A 19,111-nucleotide genomic window follows, 5' to 3' on the forward strand; every position below is an offset into this window, starting at 1 on the left:
ACAAGTCAGTTAATTTATTGATGAACTGTCAATACAGTGCTTGTATTAATTTTTTTTAGCTTTGAAAGAATCTTCGATTTTACTAAGCCTATTTTCCTAAATAAATCTGGCTTTTTATCTACCAAACACATTATTTCATTAGTGTGAGAAACAGCATATTCTGATAATCTACAAGTAGGCTTCACAAATTCCAATCCAATCGTATTATTTGAAAAGTGCTTTAGTTTTTCAAGTAAGTTTTCTAGGTTATCTTTTGCTTTAGTTGAAAGTGTATTTTGTTCTTTTAACACTAAAACATTAATCTCTGTGTTGGTATTTTCTAAGGTTTTTATGAATTGTTCTATTTCACTGGTATTTATTTTTTCTTGAATATCTGTTGCGATTGTTAAATTAATCCCATTGGAGGCTGTAGCATGTGGTGGCACAATTAAAATTGGACAAGACCTTATTTTTTCTAATATGTCTTTGGTCGATGGTTTTATTGAGTTTGAACCCATACTGGTTAACACAACCATATCTATGCCAATCTTATCAATATTTTTTTTTATACCTTCTTCCAAACTTACACCTTCTGAAATAGCATAAAATGAATGTCTTTGATTATTGGGTTGTAACGTATAATGCGATACTAATTTTCCTAGTTGCTCTAAAGAATCTGCTTTAGGTTTTTCAAACCAGTCATCATCGGCTTGAAGCATTTCAATAGCATTTAAATCGGATGCTTCATATACATAAGTATTAAGAAAATAAAACTCACAATTCTCATTTTTGAAAAGCCTGGTAATATAATCTACAGTCTGGCAACTATTTTGTGAGAAATCCGTTGGAATTAATATTTTTTTCACCGTACAAAAATTTTATTTATTATTTATTACTTAGGCTAACCGCAAAGTCAATCATCTTTGCGGTTAGAAATACACAAAATCTAAAACAACAATAACTAACTTGCTATTAATTAACTAATTACTATTAACCAACCATGATTTTGTGTACCTAAGTAGGTTTAATTTTTATCTCAAGCTTAGCTTCTTCTATACGTCTTGAGTATGTTTAAAAAAGCTATTTTAAATTTTTTATACTCATCTGTAAACTGCAGAAAAAGTTCCCGTTTTTTCTCATGATGTTTCAACCTATTTTCATCATAATCCACCTTACCGTAATCGTATTCAGTTTTCAGTTCCTGTTCATATTTACATAATGCAGCCATCATTAGAATATTCTTTCTTCGCATAGCCTTGATATTATTTGCAACTGAAACGTTCTTAATTAGTTGGTTTTCTATGGTGCTGAAATAATTGAATTCCTCGTTAGAGCTCTCGATGATCTCCATCCACATATCAACTTCCCTTAAATCTTTTTTAATGCAAAGTCTCCTATGAGCATTAACTTTATGTATTAAGACTGTACTCAAAAAATATTAGTGATTAATTAGTTTTTTAATAATCTAAATTTCCCCTGAACCTTGTTAAAAAATTCATCTTTCAAACGTCTATATTTATCCAAATGATAAAGGTAGCTTCTTCTATAACTTTCATGTTCGGTTATGTAAGTCATATCACACTGAGTGTCTTCACATTCCGCTATATTAGACCTCGAGTTAGAGTATTTTAAAAGTGCATTCAATAGTATTTCATTTTCAGATTCTTTTTTTCGAAAACGTTCAACTACACTATCATCGCATAATTTATTTTTTAGGTCTTTACTAGATATTGCTATTAGATTTGCCAATTCTTTTCTTATATATTTTAAATGATTGATCCAGTTATCTAACTCCATCGTATTGATTTTATGAGTTACATCTACATTTGTATCATGATTGTATATTTCTGTATTTAAAGTTGTCATGTTATCTAATTTTATGTTACTAAACCAGCATCACTAAAAGTTTCTTTCTGAGCCACATCAATAATTTTTATCTTTTGTTTTCCGGTTGGAAAATCCCATAATATTGTATCGCCTTTTGAATAACCAATTAAAGCTGATCCCATAGGTGTGAGAATAGAAATTTTGTTTTGCTTTACATCTTTCTCCATAGGAATTACAACCTGTAACTGCTTCTCAATTCCACTTTCCAAAACTAATGTGACCATACTATTAAATCTAATAACATCCATAGGCACATCGCCTTCATCTACAATATGAGCTGTTTTTAGCTCTTCAGATAAATTCATTAAACACTTCTGCGTTTCATGGTCTTCTGCGTAGCCAGATATATTAAGAATACGCTTTAGATAAACATATTCTTTCTTTTCCAATATTAAACTTCCGTATTTCATGATTGTATATTTTTAATGTTTTATGGAAATATTCCCCTTTGTACATAAGCTTTTTCTATGCGCTCAATAGCAATGCAATAAGCAGCAGTGCGCATATCTATAGTTTCACGCTCTGCATAGTTATAAACCTTATTAAAAGATTCTTTGAGCTTCTTATCTAGTTTAGCTATAACTTCATCCAATTGCCACAACTCACCATTTCGGTTTTGCAACCACTCAAAATAACTACCTATTACACCTCCTGAGTTACAAAGGATATCTGGGATAATTGTGATGCCTCGTTCTAAAAGGATTTTTTCGCCTTCTACATTTGTTGGACCATTTGCACCTTCTGCAATAAGTCTTGCCTTTATAAGAGGTGCATTTTCTTTAGTGATTTGATTACCTAATGCAGCAGGTATACAGATATCGCAATCTGTTGCAAAGAAACTGTCATTATCTAAAACATCAGCATTCGGAAATCCGTATAGATTTCCTTTATTTGCCTTGGTGTAATTAAACAAATCTTCAACTCCAATACCGTTTTGGTTTTCTATACTTCCTGAAGCATCTTGTACAGCAACTAGTTTTGCACCATCTTTTTCTAAAAAATGTGCAGCCCAATACCCAACATTACCAAATCCCTGAACGATATATTTTTTATCTTCAAGACTCATTTGGTTCTTTTCTGCCCAAAATTTAATGGTAAGATAAACACCATAACCTGTAGCTCGGTCTCTACCTTCCAATCCACCACTTCCATCTGGCTTACCTGTTACAACATGTTGGTTGGCTGTACGTTCTGCTGGTGGACGTGTACTCATATATGTATCTGCCATCCAAGCCATTGTTTGACTATTGGTGTTAACATCTGGAGCAGGAATGTCATGCTCTGGACCTATATTGTCTGCCAAAGCAAACGTAAAACGCCTTGTAATACGTTCTAATTCTCCTTTTGAATATTTTGATGGATCTAATTGAATACCTCCTTTTCCTCCACCATAAGGCAATCCTGCCAAAGATGTTTTCCAGGTCATCCACATTGCTAAGGCTCTAGCCGCATCGATATCTACTGTTGGATGGTATCGCAACCCTCCTTTATAAGGGCCTAAAGCATTATTGTGTTGCACTCTATAACCAGTAAATATCTCTACATCTCCATTATCCATTTATACAGGAAAATTGACAATAATCTCATTATTAGTAATGCTTAATATCTTTTTAATGTTTGGATGTAAGTTAATCTGGTCTGCAGCACTATTAAACTGCTCCATGACGTTATCCATCATGCCTCTAATAGGCACTTCTTTAGTCTTCTTTTTTAATTCTGCTGTTATTGTTGCCATTTATAATTAATTTCAATTTGTGGTTCTTTTTACTATATCTTTTTTTGGTTGAAAAACTATAATATTGACTAGTTCTTTGGGTATAAAGTCTTAGTTTACCTATTGTTTTTCTTGATTTATTAATCCGTTTAAAATTGTTTTTTAAAATATCTATTGGTAATAGATCTTTCGTTGTATCTATCTATTATATATTGATGTCTAGCTGTTTTTGAGTTAGACTTTTTTATTTTATAAATTCTCTCTTTTATTTCTGATAGTATTGTCTTAAAAATCATAATCTGTAGTATTTAAATAATTAAACTAATTGTAAGATTTCTTTTTTAGGTTGTTCTGGTCTTTTTATTGTTTCAAAATTGCATTTGTTTGGTAGCTCTTCATCAAACTCGCTACAAGACCAAACTTTATCTTTTTGTTCTGTTAACACACATTCATCGCGATGTATACAACTCGGACAAATATTAAAGTGATTCATATTAAAATGTATTAATGTTATACACCTACCAAAGGGCAATGCATGTGCCAAAACAATTCTAAGAGTTTGCACAAATGATTAAAACCCTTATAAGTAAAGGGATTTTCATTATTACAGTTGAGTCATTAGTAAATTATTAGTGGTACATAATTACCCGATTGGGAATAAATGTCTCAGTTGAATATGGCTATTCTGAAAGTTTTTGGCGAATGGTTTTTCGGTCTATTTGAAGAATTTCTGCAGCTTTGGTTTTATTATTTCCGGTAGCTCTTAGTACTTTTTCGATATATTGTTTTTCAACAACTTTGAGTGGAACTAAAGTTTCTGTCGAATAAGATATCACATACTTTAAATGCTCTGGCAAATGCGTAACATCTACAGTTTTATCGCACATAATCACTGCGCGTTGTATAATGTTTTCTAATTCCCTTATGTTTCCTGGCCAATCGTATCGTTCTAGAATAGTTAAGGCATCAGGTGTAATTTTCACAAATCGATCTTTATATTCTATTCCGTATTTAAATAGAAATTTATCGACCAATAGAGGAATATCATCCTTTCGTTCTCGTAATGGCGCAACATTTATTTCCACTACTGTCAAACGATAAAACAAATCTTCTCTAAAAGTCTGTTTTTGTATCATTTCTAGTAAATTACTATTTGTTGCTGCTATAATACGAACATCAATTTTTTCGGCTTTAGTTGCACCAACCTTAACAACTTCTTTTTCTTGAAGCACACGCAACAAGCGAGATTGCACTGCTAATGAAGCGTTTCCTATTTCATCTAAAAATATTGTACCTCCATTTGCTGCTTGAAAAAAGCCTTCCCTATTTGTTTCTGCTCCTGTAAATGCACCTTTTACATAACCAAACAACTCCGCTTCTAAAAGATTTTCTGGAATACCACCACAATTTACTGCAATAAATGGCGCTCTGGAAAACTTACCTTGATAGTGAATGGCACGAGCAACCAACTCTTTACCTGTACCACTTTCGCCTTTTATAAATACGGTTGCCTTATTATCTTTTACACGTTCAATAATTTGAATAACTTCATTTATTTTTACTGAACTTCCGATGATTTCACCATAAACTTTATTTTTTTCATCAAAAGAACTTTTAGATTGCTCTACTTCTTCAGAATTAATTAAAGTCTTATCTAATGCAGATTTTAATTCATCTTTTGTAAAAGGCTTTGTTAAATAATCAACTACTCCAGATTTAATCGCTTCCAATGATTCTTGAACCGAAGGATAACCAGTAACGACTAGTTTGGGCAATTTAGGATAGTGTTCTGAAACAAATTTTATGAGTTCAAAACCATCAACTTCTGGCATTTTTAAATCAGTAATTAGTAGGTCTATTTTGGTATCTCTTAAAATAGCAACCGCTTCCTTTACTGAAATGGCTTTAAATGTATGATAGTTCCATGATTGCAAATGCCGTTGTAAGAGTTCAAGAATATTGACGTCATCATCAACAATAAGTATATTTTCTTTACGTAATAACATAGCTAAAATTAAGCGTTAGGAAGCGTTACTGTAAATATAGCGCCTTTTTTAATGTTATTTTCTGCTGTTATTGTGCCCTTATGTGATGCTACAATGCCATGCACGACGCTCAGTCCTAAACCTGAGCCATCGCCTATTGGTTTTGTGGTAAAAAAAGGTTGAAACACCTTATCTAAATCATCTACTGTAAACCCTTTACCCTCATCAGATATTTTAAGAACGATATCATTTTTTGTTTTGTAAGCTTCTATTGTTACCAAACCTTCCTTGGGCGAAAAGTAAATTGCATTAATTAATAAATTAAAAATTATCTGTGTTAACTGAATCGGATCTGCCCGTAACCAAATCTCTTCTGCATCAATTTTAATAATATACTTTACCTGTTCCTTTTTAAAAGTAGCGTCTAGTAGGTTAATCGCATTTTTTATGTGAGGAACAAGATTAATCCGTTTCATTTCTTGTGGCATCTCACAAGCAAAAAACATTAATTTTTTAACAACTTCTCTAGAAAAAATAGCATTGCTAATTATCTTATCTATATCATTTAATGATTTATTATTGACTCCTAAATCACTCTTAAGCAGTTCTGCAAAACCTAAAATATTGGCTAAAGGAGTATTGAGTTCATGGGCTATTCCTGCAGTTATTTCACCTAAAATAGCTAACCGATCTGCTCGTTCCATTTGTTGTTTTAATAATGCTTCATTTTTCTCTATTTCTATTCGTTCTAAAAAATTCCCAACTTTAAGAGCTACATTATCTAGTAGCAATTGTTCTTCTTTTAAAAAGGCAACCGAATTATTTTTAGGCACACTTAAATAGGCACTTATTTTTCCTTTTACTTCATTAAACAATTTTATTTCAGAATCTATTGAGTTTGCATTTATCGGCTTTTCTTTAGTTGTAACTGTAATATGCTCCGTCTTAATTACAACCTCTGTAATATTAGAATATTGAAATGCATTTTTTAAACTAAAAGCAATTGCCCTTAAAGAATCTTCAATTAATTCCACATGAGCATTGCTTATGATAGATGATATTTCATAAAGGCATGTCAGTTCCTTTATTCTCTCTTGTAGTGCCGCTTCAGTAGTATTCATATTCAAAGCAATTAATCATATGGAAAATGAAATCAGAATTTTATATATTATTTAAAATATACAACTCAAATTTGTAAATTAATATAAAAAATAAACCTTTTAATGTTTAATGATAAATAAATTGGATATTAAACTGAAGAATTTTTTAAGAAGATTGAAAAGCTGTGGGTCATGCCAGATTCGAACTGGCGACTTCTACCCTGTCAAGGTAACACTCTAAACCAACTGAGTTAATGACCCATTTATGAAAATACTTTGAGCTTCGTTGAAAAGGGATTAAAATTCCCTTTGCGAAACCTCTAATGCAATTACAATTCCGATATGCAATTGCATATCTTAGAATTTTTGCTTCAAAATAATGCTTTGAGCTTCGCTCAGTACTATTTTGAAACAAAAATTCCGATTTGAAAAAATCAAATCGGAATTGTGATTGATGTGGGCGCGAAGGGATTCGAACCCCTGACCCCTTGGGTGTAAACCAAGTGCTCTGAACCAACTGAGCTACGCGCCCTAATTATTAGGACTGCAAATATAGACTAGTTTTTAAAATCTCAAAAGATTTTTTTGAAAAAAGTTAAATTATTTCTGCAACTACAAAAGTGCTGCCTCCAACATAAATTAAATCATCTTTATTAGCCTTTGATTTAGCTGCATTTAAGGCCTCTTCAACACTTTTATAAGCTTTGCCTATTAACCCATTTTTACTGAATTTAATTCTTAATTCATCTTCACTTAAGCCTCTTGGCACATTAGGTTTACAAAAATAGTACTTAGCGTTCTTTGGAAGTATTGGAAAAATTGGTTTTAAATCTTTATCATTTACTACACCAAATACAATATGCAAGTTTTTAAATCTTTCTTCCTTTAACTGTTTCATTACATAAGTAAGACCTTCTTTATTATGAGCAGTATCGCAAATAATTTTCGGCTGTGTTCCTAAAACCTGCCAACGGCCTTGAAGGTTTGTGTTTTTTACAACATTCAAAAGTCCATTTCTAAGCTGCGATTCAGAAATTTTATACCCTGAACTTTTTAAAAGTTCTATAGATTTAATCACAGTTTTAATATTGTGTGTTTGATATAATCCTTTTAAATCGCTTTCTAATATGTCATTTACAGATTGGTCTGCAAAATGTATTTCAGAATTTGTAGAACTTGCCTTTTGCTTAAAAACCGTTTCTGTTTCAGGATGGGTTTCACCAACAACTACTGGTATGTTATCCTTAATAATGCCAGCCTTTTCACTCGCAATTTGTTTTAGTGTATCTCCTAAAAACTGCGTATGGTCAAAACCAATATTTGTGATAATAGATAATTCTGGTGTAATGATATTAGTAGAATCTAATCGACCACCTAAGCCAACTTCAACAACAGCAATATCAACCTTTTGTTTCTCAAAATAATCGAATGCCATGCCTACAGTCATTTCAAAAAAAGATAAGCTGTTAGCTTCTAAAAAAGCCTTATTTCTCTTTATAAAACCAATAACAAATTGTTTGCTAACGACTTTACCGTTAATGCGTATGCGCTCTCTAAAATCCTTTAAATGTGGCGATGTGTATAAACCCACTTTATAACCTGCTTCCTGTAGTATTGAAGCTAACATATGGCTCGTTGAGCCCTTTCCATTAGTGCCACCAACATGAATGGTTTTAAACCGTTTATGTGGTTCGTCTAAATGCCTAGAAAGTTGAATTGTATTGTTTAAATCCTTTTTAAATGCAGATTTGCCTTTGCTTTGATACATTGGTAGTTGTTGAAACATCCAATTGACCGTATCTTGATAATTCATAAGCTATTGCCCAACATCAAAGTTAATACTCACAAAGCCTATTTGTCGTGCTGGAGCGTCTGGATCTGCTGGCCATTTGTGAGAAAGTGCTATTTTTTTTGCAGGTTCTAATAAACAAGGATGTGTATTTGTTGTTCCTCGTATACCTGGTTCAGCTTTTACAACTTTACCTTGTTGATTTACTTCAATTTTAACAACAACCAAACCATATTCATTACACTCTTGCTTATAGATTTGTCTTGAAGGTTTTCCTCTACCACCTAAGCCATAGCCAACACCACCTTTTCCTGGTCCTGAACCACCAAAGTAACTAGGAGCATAAGGATCTCCATCGAGTTGTCCTTTGTTTCCACCTTGATTATCTGGACCTTCTCCTCCGTCGTCCTTTCCATCAGAATCTTTAACACCACCTATAAGGTCATCTAATCTTTTTGTTTTCTCTTCTTTTTCGCGACGTTCGCGCTCTTCTGCTTCACGTTTTTCGCGCGCTATACGATCTGCTTCAGCTTTGGCTTTTGCTTCGGCTTCTTTTTGTTTTTTAATAGCAATAGACTCTGCAGATTCTTGTGTAATAACTTCTTCTGCTTTTGTTGTTGCTTCGGTAGGTTCAGATATTGTTTCTTGAGGTTGAGACTCCTCTACAACTTTTTCTTCGACAGCTTTCCTAGGTTCACTTAAAGGCTTGTTGCCACTTCCAAAGTCTGTAGTTCCGAAGTTAACAGCCACTCCATACTCTTCTGGTGGGTCTAAATACTGAGGCCCAACTACAAATAACAGCAAAAGTAGTATCAGAGCAATTAATGCTGTGATTCTTGCTGAATTACGCTCATGTTTGGTCTCTAAATATTTCACCTTAATTCGTTTTAAACCTGTCAGGTTTTTGAAACCTTATGGGTTGCTAAGTTACTTTCAAAAATGATGCCGTTTAATTTGGCTTCACTGCTAATATGACTTTGAATTTATTTCTATTGGCAATATCCATAACCTTAACAACATTCTCAACAGGAACGGATTTCTCTGCTCTTAAAACTATTGTTGGCTCTTCTTGTTTAGATAATATAGAAACCAATTGACTTTCTAAAACACTTTCACCAACACGTTTTTGGTCTATATAATATGTTAAATCCGCTTTTATACTTACTGCTGTTGACTTTTTGTTTTCCGTCTTCCCACTTGCTTTTGGTAGAATAATATCAATAGCATTAGTTGTTACCAAAGTCGAAGCAATCATAAAAAAGATGAGTAACAAGAATACAATATCGGTCATTGAAGCCATATTGAATTCTGGTGTTACTTTATTTCGTCCTCTAATATTCATATTAGATAGGTTCGTTTAAGTGATCTAAAAATTCAATAGAGTTAGCTTCCATTTGGTGCACTACTTTGTTGGTTCTAACTACAACATGGTTATAAGCTACATAAGCTATAATACCAACAACAAGTCCACCTACGGTAGTTGTCATAGCTGTATAGAGGCCGCTTGCTAAAACATCCATTTGAATAGTTCCGCCAGCATTAGCCAATTCGAAAATTGAAAGAATCATACCTACCACAGTACCTAAGAAACCAATCATAGGAGCCACACCAGAGATTGTTGCCAATACACTAACATTTTTTTCCAGACCGTAAACTTCTAGTCTGCCAGCATTTTCAATGGCAGTATTAATATCTTCTAAAGGCTTACCAATTCTTGTGATTCCTTTTGCAATTAAGCGAGACACAGGAGAATTTTGTTGCGCACATAACATCTGTGCAGAATCAATTTTACCATTGCTAACATGATCCTTTATTTGATTCATAAAATTAGAATCTACCTTAGATGCAGATTTAATAGCAAAAATGCGTTCGAAATAAATGTAAGTTGCTACAATAAGAAGTAAAAAGAGAATAAGAATAATAACCATTCCTGCAGTACCTCCACTTGTAATTAATTCTATAATCGAAAGAGTTTTTTCAACCGATTCACCATCAGTTAAAACCTCTGCTCCATCTTGAATATTACTTAGTAATATCATATATAAATCGTTTTAATTTTAATTTCTTCTTTTAATAACGCTAAGTTTTATACTTAAGTATGTTTAGAACACCGATCTTGTTACCATAAATGCTGCAGCACCTACTATAAAACCAATAAGCGCTAACCAAGATATCTTTTTTAAGTACCAGAAAAAGTCTATTTTTTCCATTCCCATAGCAACTACTCCAGCTGCGGAACCTATAATTAGCATACTTCCACCTGTACCTGCAGAATAAGCTATAAAATGCCATAATTCGTTATCCATTGGCTCAGAAAACATTCCTAAACTAGCCGCAACTAAAGGCACATTATCAATAACAGCAGAACCAACACCTAGCAATAAAACCACTAAATCTGATACTCCTTCATGGTGGAACTCCGTACCTAACATTGGCATGGTTTCCTGTAATGAATTTGCAAAGCCAAAGAGAATTCCTAAAGATTCTAGAGCCGCAACTGCCATTAAAATTCCTAAGAAAAATAATATACTTGGTAATTCAATCTTAGATAACGAATAATGCACAGGACTGTGACTGGCGTGCGCATCGTGCTCATCGGAATCCGCTGCAGAAATAGCAAATTTAGAATTACTATATATTTCAGCAAATATAGCCACAACACCAAGTGAAAGCATCATACCAACATAAGGTGGTAAATGCGTAATAAGCTTAAAGAAAGGTACAAAAACAATGGCACCCAATCCTAAAAATAGCATTGTAGAGCTAAACTTGTTTTTTGGTTTATCATCTGCTTCTTGCAATTCTAAAGTTCCTTTAAACGGCTTAAGGTAAGACGCAATAAATGTTGGCACTACCATACATAAAAGTGATGGAATAAAAAGATACATAAATAGTTTTCCTGTAGAAACTTTGTCGCCAATCCAAAGCATAGTTGTAGTAACATCACCAATTGGAGACCATGCACCACCTGCGTTTGCTGCAATAATAATCATACCTGCATACCATATCCTTACATCTCTGTCTTTAACTATTTTCTGTAAAATTGAAATCAATACTATAGTCGCAGTAAGATTATCTATAATAGCTGATAAAATAAAAGCAAGAATACAAAACATCCATAATAGTTTCTTTCTACTATTAAAATTAACTACTGATTTAATGGTAGAAAAGCCATCGAAATAATCAATAATCTCAACAATAGTCATAGCACCTAATAGAAACACCAATATTTCTGCTGTTTTACCTAAATGATGCAAAAGGGTTTCTTCCATGAGATGCATTTTTTCTTCATGCGGAAGCAAACCAAAGCCTTCCATTAAACTATGCTTGGCAGAATCGAACCACTGAGTAAAATCGTCTATACCAAGAGAAATTAATGCCCAACTTATAGCCATCATCACCAATGCCGGAATTAATTTATCGATTTTAATATTGTGTTCTAAGGTTATCGCCAAATAACCAAAAACAAATACAAGAATTATAACTGTTGTCATAGTATCGGTAATTTATATTAGTTGTGTAAGTGCAATTTCAAAAGCTGTTTCGCTTACACCTACTTTAGTTGAATTTTTTTTATGCACTTCCTTTAATGCTTTTCTAATGACTTTAGAAGTGTCTTTAAATATAGCTTCGTCTGTCATTTGTACTCTACGTTCCATAAAATACGCAAAGACCCTTGCCATACCACAATTTGAAATAAAATCTGGTATTAAACTTACTTTTTGATCGGTATGCTCCATTATAGGACCAAAAAAGATTTCTTTATCAGCAAATGGCACATTAGCACCACAGGTAATAACCTCTAATCCAGTGCTAATCATTTGATCAATTTGATTTTTTGTAATCAACCTAGAAGCTGCACAAGGTGCAAAAACCTCAGTTTGTAACGACCATATCTGCTCATTGATTTCGTTGAAAGGAATAAGGTTTTCTGCAACTAAAGTGTTTCCGTTTTTATTAAGATATAAATCCGTGATTTCCTTAAATGAAAAACCTTCAGCGTTTATTAATCCGCCAACCCTGTCAATAATACCAACTATTTTAGCACCCATTTGTGCAAAATAAAACGCGGCTGCTGCACCTACATTACCAAAACCTTGCACAACAACGCGCTTTCCTTTTATGGAGTCGTCGTTAAGATTATAAAAATGTTTAGCCGCAATAGCAACACCATAACCAGTAATCATATCAGCCACAGTGTACTTTCTACTTACATCTGGTGAATATTTTGGGTTTTCTATAACCTTAATAACACCATGTCGTAATTGGCCAATTCTATTAATTTTATCTGCTTGAGTTGGTCTAAAATGACCTTCAAAAACTCCCTCTTGAGGATGCCAAACACCACTTTCTTCAGTAATAGGGATAACCTCATGGATTTCATCAACGTTTAGGTCACCGCCTGTTCCATAATAACTTTTTAGTAATGGAGACACAGCTGCGTACCAACGTTCTAATACACCTTTTTTTCTTGGGTCTTGTGGATCGAAATTTATACCAGATTTAGCACCTCCTATTGCAGGTCCTGAAACGGTAAATTTTACTTCCATCGTTTTTGCTAGTGACAAAACTTCGTTTTTGTCTAGTCCTTTTCGCATTCGTGTTCCTCCACCTGCTGCTCCTCCTCTTAAGGAGTTGATGACAGTCCAACCTTGAGCATCTGTTTCAGGGTCATTCCAATGAAAAACAATTTCTGGAGATTTATTTTCGTACTTCTGAAGTAATTCCTTTATCAATTTATCTTAATTAGTTAGTTGTAACAAATATAAAAAACTCTACTCCCTAAAAAGTGAATTAAATATTAATTTTATGTATTTGGAATTAAAATTTTACCTGATGAATGGTTCTTATTTGCTCCTGTAACGCTTTTTAAACAATTAACCTCGTTTCTATCTTTTAAAATTCCTAATAGCCCAAAAACCAAGGCTTCCTTAAACTCTATGATTTCTTTAGTTGGTATAACAATATCTGCTTTTGACAAATCAATAATTCGCCTTATTAAGAAGTCGTTGTAAGCACCACCACCTGTAACTAAAACACTTTTATCGTTTTCGCTTATAGTTTTTGAAATTTGAACAGCAATGTGTTCTACAAAGGTTCTAAGTATGTCCTCAGTTTGAAGATTAATACCATCAATTAAAGGTATGATATTAGCTTTCACCCATTCTAAACCTAAGGATTTTGGTGGCTCTGCTTTGTAAAACTCAAGTTTGTTAAGTTGCGTCAATAATTCTTCATTAATAATTCCTTTAGAAGCTAAACTTCCCTTATCATCATATTCAAGGTTTAATTGAGACACATAATGATTCAAAACAATATTTACAGGGCAGATATCATAAGCAATTCTATTAGAATTTGTTTCAAATGAAATATTAGCAAAGCCTCCTAAATTTAAACAAAAATCGTATTCTCCAAATAGCAATCGATCACCAATTGGCACTAAAGGTGCTCCTTGCCCACCATACTCTACGTCCTGTACTCTAAAATCGCAAATTACCTTTTGATTTAATATATTCGCTAGAATTTGACGATTACCTATTTGGTAGGTTAATTTATTTTCTGGTTGATGTAAAGCTGTATGACCATGCGACGAAATAAAATCTATATCAACTATCTTATTAGCATCAATAAATATTCTAATTTGGTCAGCTAAAAATGCTGAATAATCTTCATCAAAATTATGAAGAAACTCTAGAGACTCTTTTGGCAAATCACTCAACATTTTTTTCCATCGCTCAGAATATGGAAACGTTATTGTGTTATGAATATTAAATTTCCATTTTTCATCAAAACTATAAGTTGCATATACTATATCTATACCATCTAATGATGTACCAGACATAACTCCTACGACTTTATATATAGATTTTATCATATTAGTAAAAATAATATTACTTATTGAAAATACCACAAGAAACAGTTATCTTTGCGTGAATTTTTTAAGAAATCAATAATTACAAAATTTTATGGACTTTAGCTTAACAGAAGAGCATATAATGATTCGCGATGCAGCTCGCGATTTTGCACAAACCGAATTACTTCCTGGTGTTATTGAACGTGATAATGCACAAACATTTCCAGACGAATTAGTTCGTAAAATGGGTGACTTAGGTTTTATGGGTATTATGGTAGATCCAAAATATGGCGGAAGTGGTATGGATGCTATTTCTTATGTACTAATTATGGAAGAATTATCTAAAATTGATGCTTCTGCTTCTGTAATGGTATCTGTAAATAATTCATTGGTTTGTTATGGTCTTGAAGCTTATGGTACCGAAGAACAAAAACAAAAATATTTGACCAAATTAGCTACTGGCGAAAGCATTGGTGCGTTTTGTTTAAGTGAGCCAGAAGCTGGCAGTGATGCTACATCACAAAAAACTACTGCCATTGACATGGGAGATCATTATGTAATTAATGGCACAAAAAACTGGATTACAAATGGAGGTCGTAGCGATGTTTATTTAGTAATTGCACAAACTGATAGAGAAAAAGGTCATAAAGGTATTAATGCTTTTATTGTTGAAAAAGGAATGCCAGGTTTTGATATTGGGCCAAAAGAAGATAAATTAGGTATTAGAGGTAGTGATACTCATACGCTTCAGTTTAATGATGTGAAAGTGCCTAAAGAAAATAGAATTGGTGAAGATGGTTTTGGGTTTAAATTTGCCATGAAAACGCTTTCTGGCGGGCGAATTGGTATTGCATCTCAAGCTCTAGGTATTGCAGCAGGAGCCTATGAATTGGCTTTAAAATATTCAAAAGAGCGAAAAGCATTTGGAACTGAAATTTGTAATCACCAAGCTATTGCTTTTAAGTTAGCTGATATGCATACAGAAATTGAAGCTGCTAGAATGTTAGTTATGAAAGCAGCATGGGATAAGGATCAAGGCAATAATTACGACATGTCTAGTGCCATGGCAAAACTATATGCAAGTAAAGTTGCTATGGAACAAACTGTTGAAGCCGTTCAAATACATGGAGGTAATGGATTTGTAAAAGAATACCATGTAGAACGTTTAATGCGTGATGCAAAAATTACTCAGATATATGAAGGGACTTCGGAAATTCAAAAAATTGTAATATCTAGAGGTGTTATAAGAGGATAAAAAAATTACAACTATTACATATAATTATAAATCAACCCATCTACGTATTTGATGGGTTTTTTAATACAAAATATATTATTAAAAATCAATGTGACACTAAAAAAAATACTTCAAAACATAAAAACCATTGATAAATTAAGCCATGTTACATATGTGATATCCTTTGACACATATGTGATATTCATATTTTCATTTTCAAGATAATTTTACAAACAAATACATATTATAAAATCAATGTAAAATTTAAAAGTGTATAAAATGAAAACAAAATCAGTTAACCCCTTTATGTTATGTATCACAATATTATTTTTATTAGTAACATCATGTTCAAAAGATGAAACATCTGATGCACCAGAAGGAATGCCTTATGGAGTAAACGTTAGTGCAGATGGCATAACAGATCTTGCTTATAATGCTAATATTCAAGCAGACTATGGTTATTTTGGAACCGAAGATCTTCTGTATTTTGATATTAATATTCACGATTACAATCCACAACATTTTTCGATTGGTTTTATAGCACCTATTCCTTCAACTTTTAACTACAATGAACTTATTCCTCTTGTAGAAGGCGCTACTTATCCTATTGGTCCTAACACATTATATCCAACTGAATCACTAGCATTTCAGGGAATTTTTGAATCAGTCAACCCAGAAACGTACGAATCTAATTGGTATGACACAAGTATTCAAGGTGGTGGAGAATTAACAATTGTTAAAATAATCGATAATGAATTTATAGACATAGAATTTAATTTCATTGCTTATTATTATGCTACCCTTATAGAATCTGTTCCTGTCCATGTTGCAGGAAACATAAGAGTCAAACCACGAGAAATTATAGGAGATTAAATGTTCTTAAAACAGCAGCTAAAGTTCTTAAAATTCCTTTAGTTCCTTTTAAACTCTTGTAATACTAGTCTCAATTCGCCATAAGAATATTTCTCATCGAGTTGATGTTTTAAATCTGAAAGATTTTCAAAGGTTTTCGTTGGAATGATTGTCTTTAATTCTGAATAATTATTCTTAGACATTAAATCTGTAATTTTAACATCTCCCGAATCTATAAAGCTAGCTAAATGTCCAAAAATAGTAGTTGAATTTAATTCACGTTCTAATGCAATTTGATCTATTGATTTCCCTGATTTAAATAATTCTAAGGATATTTTCTTTGTATCTCTTTTTTGCTTCTTAGGCTTTAATTCTTCAAAAACTGCGAGATTGTTACTCGTTTCAATATCATTTTCGTTACAATAATTAATAATTACATTTAATATTTCAGAGCCATACTTTTCAATTCTAGTTTTACCCATACCATGAATTGCTTTCAATTCTAGCTTCGTTGTTGGTAGCAATTCACACATAGCATAAAGTGATTTTTGTGTGAAAATTTGAAAATGAACTAAATCTTCGCGTTTAGCAATTTGATTTCTAAGTTCTCTGAGTGATTCAAAGAGTTCTACATTTGCTGTACCCTCAATAATAGTTTTACGCTGCTTTTTCGGCTTTTCTTTTCCTAAAAAAACTGATTTTGCTCTTAATGATAAAAACTCATCAACTTTAAAACCACTTTTTAAACCTTGAAAATAGGATAACTTGGCCTCTAGTAATTCTTCTAAAGTATCTAGTTGTTTTTCAATATCCTTCTGTATCGCTTTGTTATCAGTAGAAAAACTTAAATCCCTTAAAGACTTTTCAACAGTTGCTTTTGTCTGCTCATTAAAATAATTAATAGCTTTTTTGAATCTTTCTTGTAAAGCATTATTTGTTTCAGGAAGTTCCTTATTATCAACTAGGTTTCTTAACTGAGACTTAAAATTATTGCTGACTTTAAGTAAATTAGTAGTACTCTCCTTAATTATAATCATCGGTTGATCAATAGAGCCTTCTACACTACCTCTGTTTTTATAATAGATATCTAGAATTCGATCGACAGGATGTAGGAATTTATAAAAATCAAAAACTTCAGAAATTAGGTTAAGTTGAAATTCTTGCTTAGAGTGTTGTAAAATTTCTTCGTTAGGTTGATTCGCTTCGGCATTTTTATTGAACTCAATCACATTCTTATCGCTAATAATCTGATTGGGCTCAATTTTACTTTTTAAAACTAAGCCTTCTAAAGATTTACAGCGACTTAATGCGACATAAGTTTGTCCATGGGCAAATGCGCCTTGAGCATCAATGATGGCTTTATCAAAAGTTAATCCTTGACTTTTATGAATAGTAATAGACCAAGCCAAACGCAAAGGGATTTGAGAATAACTCCCAATTTTATCTTCGGTGATTGCTTTGGTTTGGGAGTCTAAAGTATATTTTATATTTTCCCAAGTTTCCAATTTTGTAACAATATTAAAATCGTCATCAGGACATTTTACAATCACTTCGTCTTTTTCTAACAAAATGACTTTACCAATCTTTCCATTAAAATATCTTTTCTCTGGAGAACTATCATTTTTAATAAACATGACCTGTGCTCCTACTTTTAGTTTTAACTCATCTTTGTTCGGATATGAATGTTCAGGAAAATTACCTTCTATACGTGCTTTATAGATATGTTCTTTTCCTTCTAACTTCTCAAGTTCCTGTTTGTTAGATTCTCTGGCTTTATTATTGTGCGTAGTCAATGATATATAGCCCTCATCTTTACTAGGTGTAAAATCAGGAAGGTATCTTTTATTCAATTCTTTTGCGGATTCAATACTTAATTTATTATTTCGAATTTCATTTAGTATATCTATAAATAAAGGAGTTTCTTGCCTATAAATGCGTTTTAGTTCTATTGTTAATGGGTTGCAATTTTTATAGGCTTGACTACTAAAGAAAAATACATTTTTATAGAATGGTTGTAGTAATTGCCATTCATTTTCTTTAATCACGGGAGATAATTGTTGTAAATCACCAATCATTAAAACCTGTACGCCGCCAAAAACTAAATCTCTATTTTTATAACGTCTCAATGTCTTATCAATCCCATCCAGCAAATCTGCTCTAACCATACTAATCTCATCTATAATTAAAAGGTCTAAAGATTTAATTATATTGATTTTAGTTTTATTAAATCGTCTATTAAAATTTGAAGAAGAGCCTAAATCATCATTAGGCAAAATAGGCCCAAAAGGCAGTTGAAAAAAAGAATGTACGGTAACCCCTTTAGCATTAATAGCTGCAACACCAGTTGGTGCAACAACCACCATTCGCTTTTGAGACTGAAATTTTAACTTATGTAGAAATGTAGTCTTACCTGTACCGGCTTTTCCTGTTAAAAAAATATTCCTGCTTGTGTAGTTAACAAAATTCCAAGCTAATTCAAGTTCTTTATTATCCATTGAATAACATATATAAATACAAACATAGGGGTAAATTATTAATTTAGAAAAGTCAATTTTTCAAAAGCATCTATAAACAAAAAACCCTTACTAGTTAACTAGTAAGGGTTTTCAAAAAAGGCGGCGACCTACTCTCCCACAGAAAGCAGTACCATCGGCGCAAACGGGCTTAACTACTCTGTTCGGAATGGTAAGAGGTGAGCCCCGTCGCTATAACCACCT

The 19,111-nt window shown here is 32.6% G+C and carries 17 protein-coding genes, 2 tRNA genes, 1 rRNA gene and 1 pseudogene; 2 read left to right on the forward strand and 19 right to left on the reverse strand.

The features are described from left to right. Nucleotides 1-14: 14 nt before the first annotated feature. From ACFFGA_RS09385 to ACFFGA_RS09465, 17 genes and pseudogenes are all read right to left on the reverse strand, one after another. Nucleotides 15-845 carry a universal stress protein gene (locus ACFFGA_RS09385; protein ID WP_386062955.1) on the reverse strand — a complete coding sequence of 277 codons (831 nt, stop codon included), beginning with the start codon at nucleotides 843-845 and terminating at the stop codon, nucleotides 15-17. Nucleotides 846-1,021: 176 nt separating this feature from the next. Further along, a complete protein-coding gene (locus ACFFGA_RS09390) occupies nucleotides 1,022-1,330 on the reverse strand; it encodes a hypothetical protein (protein WP_386062960.1) in 309 nt (102 codons plus the stop codon). A gap of 98 nt (nucleotides 1,331-1,428) precedes the next feature. Next, entirely contained in the window at nucleotides 1,429-1,845 is a 417-nt protein-coding gene (locus tag ACFFGA_RS09395) for a hypothetical protein (RefSeq protein WP_386062963.1), read from the reverse strand. Between the two features lie 11 nt (nucleotides 1,846-1,856). Further along, nucleotides 1,857-2,276 (reverse strand): GreA/GreB family elongation factor, encoded by a 420-nt coding sequence (locus tag ACFFGA_RS09400; protein ID WP_386062965.1) that lies wholly within the window; start codon nucleotides 2,274-2,276, stop codon nucleotides 1,857-1,859. A 20-nt stretch (nucleotides 2,277-2,296) separates the two neighbouring features. Further along, nucleotides 2,297-3,601: pseudogene (locus ACFFGA_RS09405) on the reverse strand (Glu/Leu/Phe/Val family dehydrogenase). A gap of 295 nt (nucleotides 3,602-3,896) precedes the next feature. Then, entirely contained in the window at nucleotides 3,897-4,073 is a 177-nt protein-coding gene (locus tag ACFFGA_RS09410) for a hypothetical protein (protein ID WP_386062968.1), read from the reverse strand. 187 nt (nucleotides 4,074-4,260) lie between these two features. Next, nucleotides 4,261-5,586 carry a sigma-54-dependent transcriptional regulator gene (locus ACFFGA_RS09415; RefSeq protein ID WP_386062971.1) on the reverse strand — a complete coding sequence of 442 codons (1,326 nt, stop codon included), beginning with the start codon at nucleotides 5,584-5,586 and terminating at the stop codon, nucleotides 4,261-4,263. 8 nt (nucleotides 5,587-5,594) lie between these two features. Further along, nucleotides 5,595-6,686 carry a sensor histidine kinase gene (locus tag ACFFGA_RS09420; RefSeq protein WP_386062974.1) on the reverse strand — a complete coding sequence of 364 codons (1,092 nt, stop codon included), beginning with the start codon at nucleotides 6,684-6,686 and terminating at the stop codon, nucleotides 5,595-5,597. 165 nt (nucleotides 6,687-6,851) lie between these two features. Continuing rightward, nucleotides 6,852-6,926 (reverse strand) — tRNA-Val (locus ACFFGA_RS09425). 196 nt (nucleotides 6,927-7,122) lie between these two features. Further along, nucleotides 7,123-7,197: transfer RNA gene (locus ACFFGA_RS09430), tRNA-Val, on the reverse strand. 63 nt (nucleotides 7,198-7,260) lie between these two features. Further along, nucleotides 7,261-8,478 (reverse strand): bifunctional folylpolyglutamate synthase/dihydrofolate synthase, encoded by a 1,218-nt coding sequence (locus ACFFGA_RS09435; RefSeq protein WP_386062977.1) that lies wholly within the window; start codon nucleotides 8,476-8,478, stop codon nucleotides 7,261-7,263. A gap of 3 nt (nucleotides 8,479-8,481) precedes the next feature. Next, on the reverse strand, nucleotides 8,482-9,330 hold the full coding sequence (locus ACFFGA_RS09440) for an energy transducer TonB (RefSeq protein WP_386062980.1): 849 nt from the start codon (nucleotides 9,328-9,330) through the stop codon (nucleotides 8,482-8,484). Nucleotides 9,331-9,403: 73 nt separating this feature from the next. Beyond that, on the reverse strand, nucleotides 9,404-9,796 hold the full coding sequence (locus ACFFGA_RS09445; RefSeq protein WP_386062983.1) for an ExbD/TolR family protein: 393 nt from the start codon (nucleotides 9,794-9,796) through the stop codon (nucleotides 9,404-9,406). Between the two features lies 1 nt (nucleotide 9,797). Then, entirely contained in the window at nucleotides 9,798-10,493 is a 696-nt protein-coding gene (locus tag ACFFGA_RS09450; protein WP_386062985.1) for a MotA/TolQ/ExbB proton channel family protein, read from the reverse strand. 63 nt (nucleotides 10,494-10,556) lie between these two features. Next, a complete protein-coding gene (gene nhaD / locus ACFFGA_RS09455) occupies nucleotides 10,557-11,948 on the reverse strand; it encodes a sodium:proton antiporter NhaD (RefSeq protein ID WP_386062988.1) in 1,392 nt (463 codons plus the stop codon). A 12-nt stretch (nucleotides 11,949-11,960) separates the two neighbouring features. Continuing rightward, nucleotides 11,961-13,187 carry a Glu/Leu/Phe/Val dehydrogenase dimerization domain-containing protein gene (locus ACFFGA_RS09460; RefSeq protein ID WP_386063009.1) on the reverse strand — a complete coding sequence of 409 codons (1,227 nt, stop codon included), beginning with the start codon at nucleotides 13,185-13,187 and terminating at the stop codon, nucleotides 11,961-11,963. Between the two features lie 74 nt (nucleotides 13,188-13,261). Further along, entirely contained in the window at nucleotides 13,262-14,329 is a 1,068-nt protein-coding gene (locus ACFFGA_RS09465; protein ID WP_386062991.1) for an anhydro-N-acetylmuramic acid kinase, read from the reverse strand. A gap of 91 nt (nucleotides 14,330-14,420) precedes the next feature. Between ACFFGA_RS09465 and ACFFGA_RS09470 the strand changes: the two genes are divergently transcribed. Together ACFFGA_RS09470 and ACFFGA_RS09475 are read left to right on the forward strand one after the other, a co-directional pair. Next, on the forward strand, nucleotides 14,421-15,563 hold the full coding sequence (locus tag ACFFGA_RS09470; RefSeq protein WP_386062994.1) for an acyl-CoA dehydrogenase: 1,143 nt from the start codon (nucleotides 14,421-14,423) through the stop codon (nucleotides 15,561-15,563). Between the two features lie 258 nt (nucleotides 15,564-15,821). Beyond that, the gene (locus ACFFGA_RS09475) at nucleotides 15,822-16,415 is read left to right on the forward strand and encodes a hypothetical protein (RefSeq protein WP_386062997.1); all 594 of its coding nucleotides are present in this window, start codon (nucleotides 15,822-15,824) and stop codon (nucleotides 16,413-16,415) included. A 38-nt stretch (nucleotides 16,416-16,453) separates the two neighbouring features. On the opposite strand, the gene ACFFGA_RS09480 is transcribed toward ACFFGA_RS09475, so the two are convergent. Together ACFFGA_RS09480 and rrf are read right to left on the reverse strand one after the other, a co-directional pair. Further along, entirely contained in the window at nucleotides 16,454-18,889 is a 2,436-nt protein-coding gene (locus ACFFGA_RS09480; RefSeq protein WP_386063000.1) for a helix-turn-helix domain-containing protein, read from the reverse strand. Between the two features lie 115 nt (nucleotides 18,890-19,004). Next, nucleotides 19,005-19,111, reverse strand: a 5S ribosomal RNA gene (gene rrf / locus ACFFGA_RS09485).

The sequence above is a fragment of the Winogradskyella pulchriflava genome (assembly GCF_042434315.1).
Lineage (GTDB): Bacteria > Bacteroidota > Bacteroidia > Flavobacteriales > Flavobacteriaceae > Winogradskyella > Winogradskyella pulchriflava.

Bases quoted from the DNA above. Each gene is read 5' to 3' on its own strand.
- ACFFGA_RS09390 (WP_386062960.1), bottom strand. From the start codon at position 1,330: ATGGAGATCATCGAGAGCTCTAACGAGGAATTCAATTATTTCAGCACC.
- ACFFGA_RS09395 (WP_386062963.1), bottom strand. From the start codon at position 1,845: ATGACAACTTTAAATACAGAAATATACAATCATGATACAAATGTAGAT.
- ACFFGA_RS09400 (WP_386062965.1), bottom strand. From the start codon at position 2,276: ATGAAATACGGAAGTTTAATATTGGAAAAGAAAGAATATGTTTATCTA.
- ACFFGA_RS09410 (WP_386062968.1), bottom strand. From the start codon at position 4,073: ATGAATCACTTTAATATTTGTCCGAGTTGTATACATCGCGATGAATGT.
- ACFFGA_RS09415 (WP_386062971.1), bottom strand. From the start codon at position 5,586: ATGTTATTACGTAAAGAAAATATACTTATTGTTGATGATGACGTCAAT.
- ACFFGA_RS09420 (WP_386062974.1), bottom strand. From the start codon at position 6,686: ATGAATACTACTGAAGCGGCACTACAAGAGAGAATAAAGGAACTGACA.
- ACFFGA_RS09435 (WP_386062977.1), bottom strand. From the start codon at position 8,478: ATGAATTATCAAGATACGGTCAATTGGATGTTTCAACAACTACCAATG.
- ACFFGA_RS09445 (WP_386062983.1), bottom strand. From the start codon at position 9,796: ATGAATATTAGAGGACGAAATAAAGTAACACCAGAATTCAATATGGCT.
- ACFFGA_RS09450 (WP_386062985.1), bottom strand. From the start codon at position 10,493: ATGATATTACTAAGTAATATTCAAGATGGAGCAGAGGTTTTAACTGAT.
- nhaD (WP_386062988.1), bottom strand. From the start codon at position 11,948: ATGACAACAGTTATAATTCTTGTATTTGTTTTTGGTTATTTGGCGATA.
- ACFFGA_RS09465 (WP_386062991.1), bottom strand. From the start codon at position 14,329: ATGATAAAATCTATATATAAAGTCGTAGGAGTTATGTCTGGTACATCA.
- ACFFGA_RS09470 (WP_386062994.1), top strand. From the start codon at position 14,421: ATGGACTTTAGCTTAACAGAAGAGCATATAATGATTCGCGATGCAGCT.
- ACFFGA_RS09475 (WP_386062997.1), top strand. From the start codon at position 15,822: ATGAAAACAAAATCAGTTAACCCCTTTATGTTATGTATCACAATATTA.
- ACFFGA_RS09480 (WP_386063000.1), bottom strand. From the start codon at position 18,889: ATGGATAATAAAGAACTTGAATTAGCTTGGAATTTTGTTAACTACACA.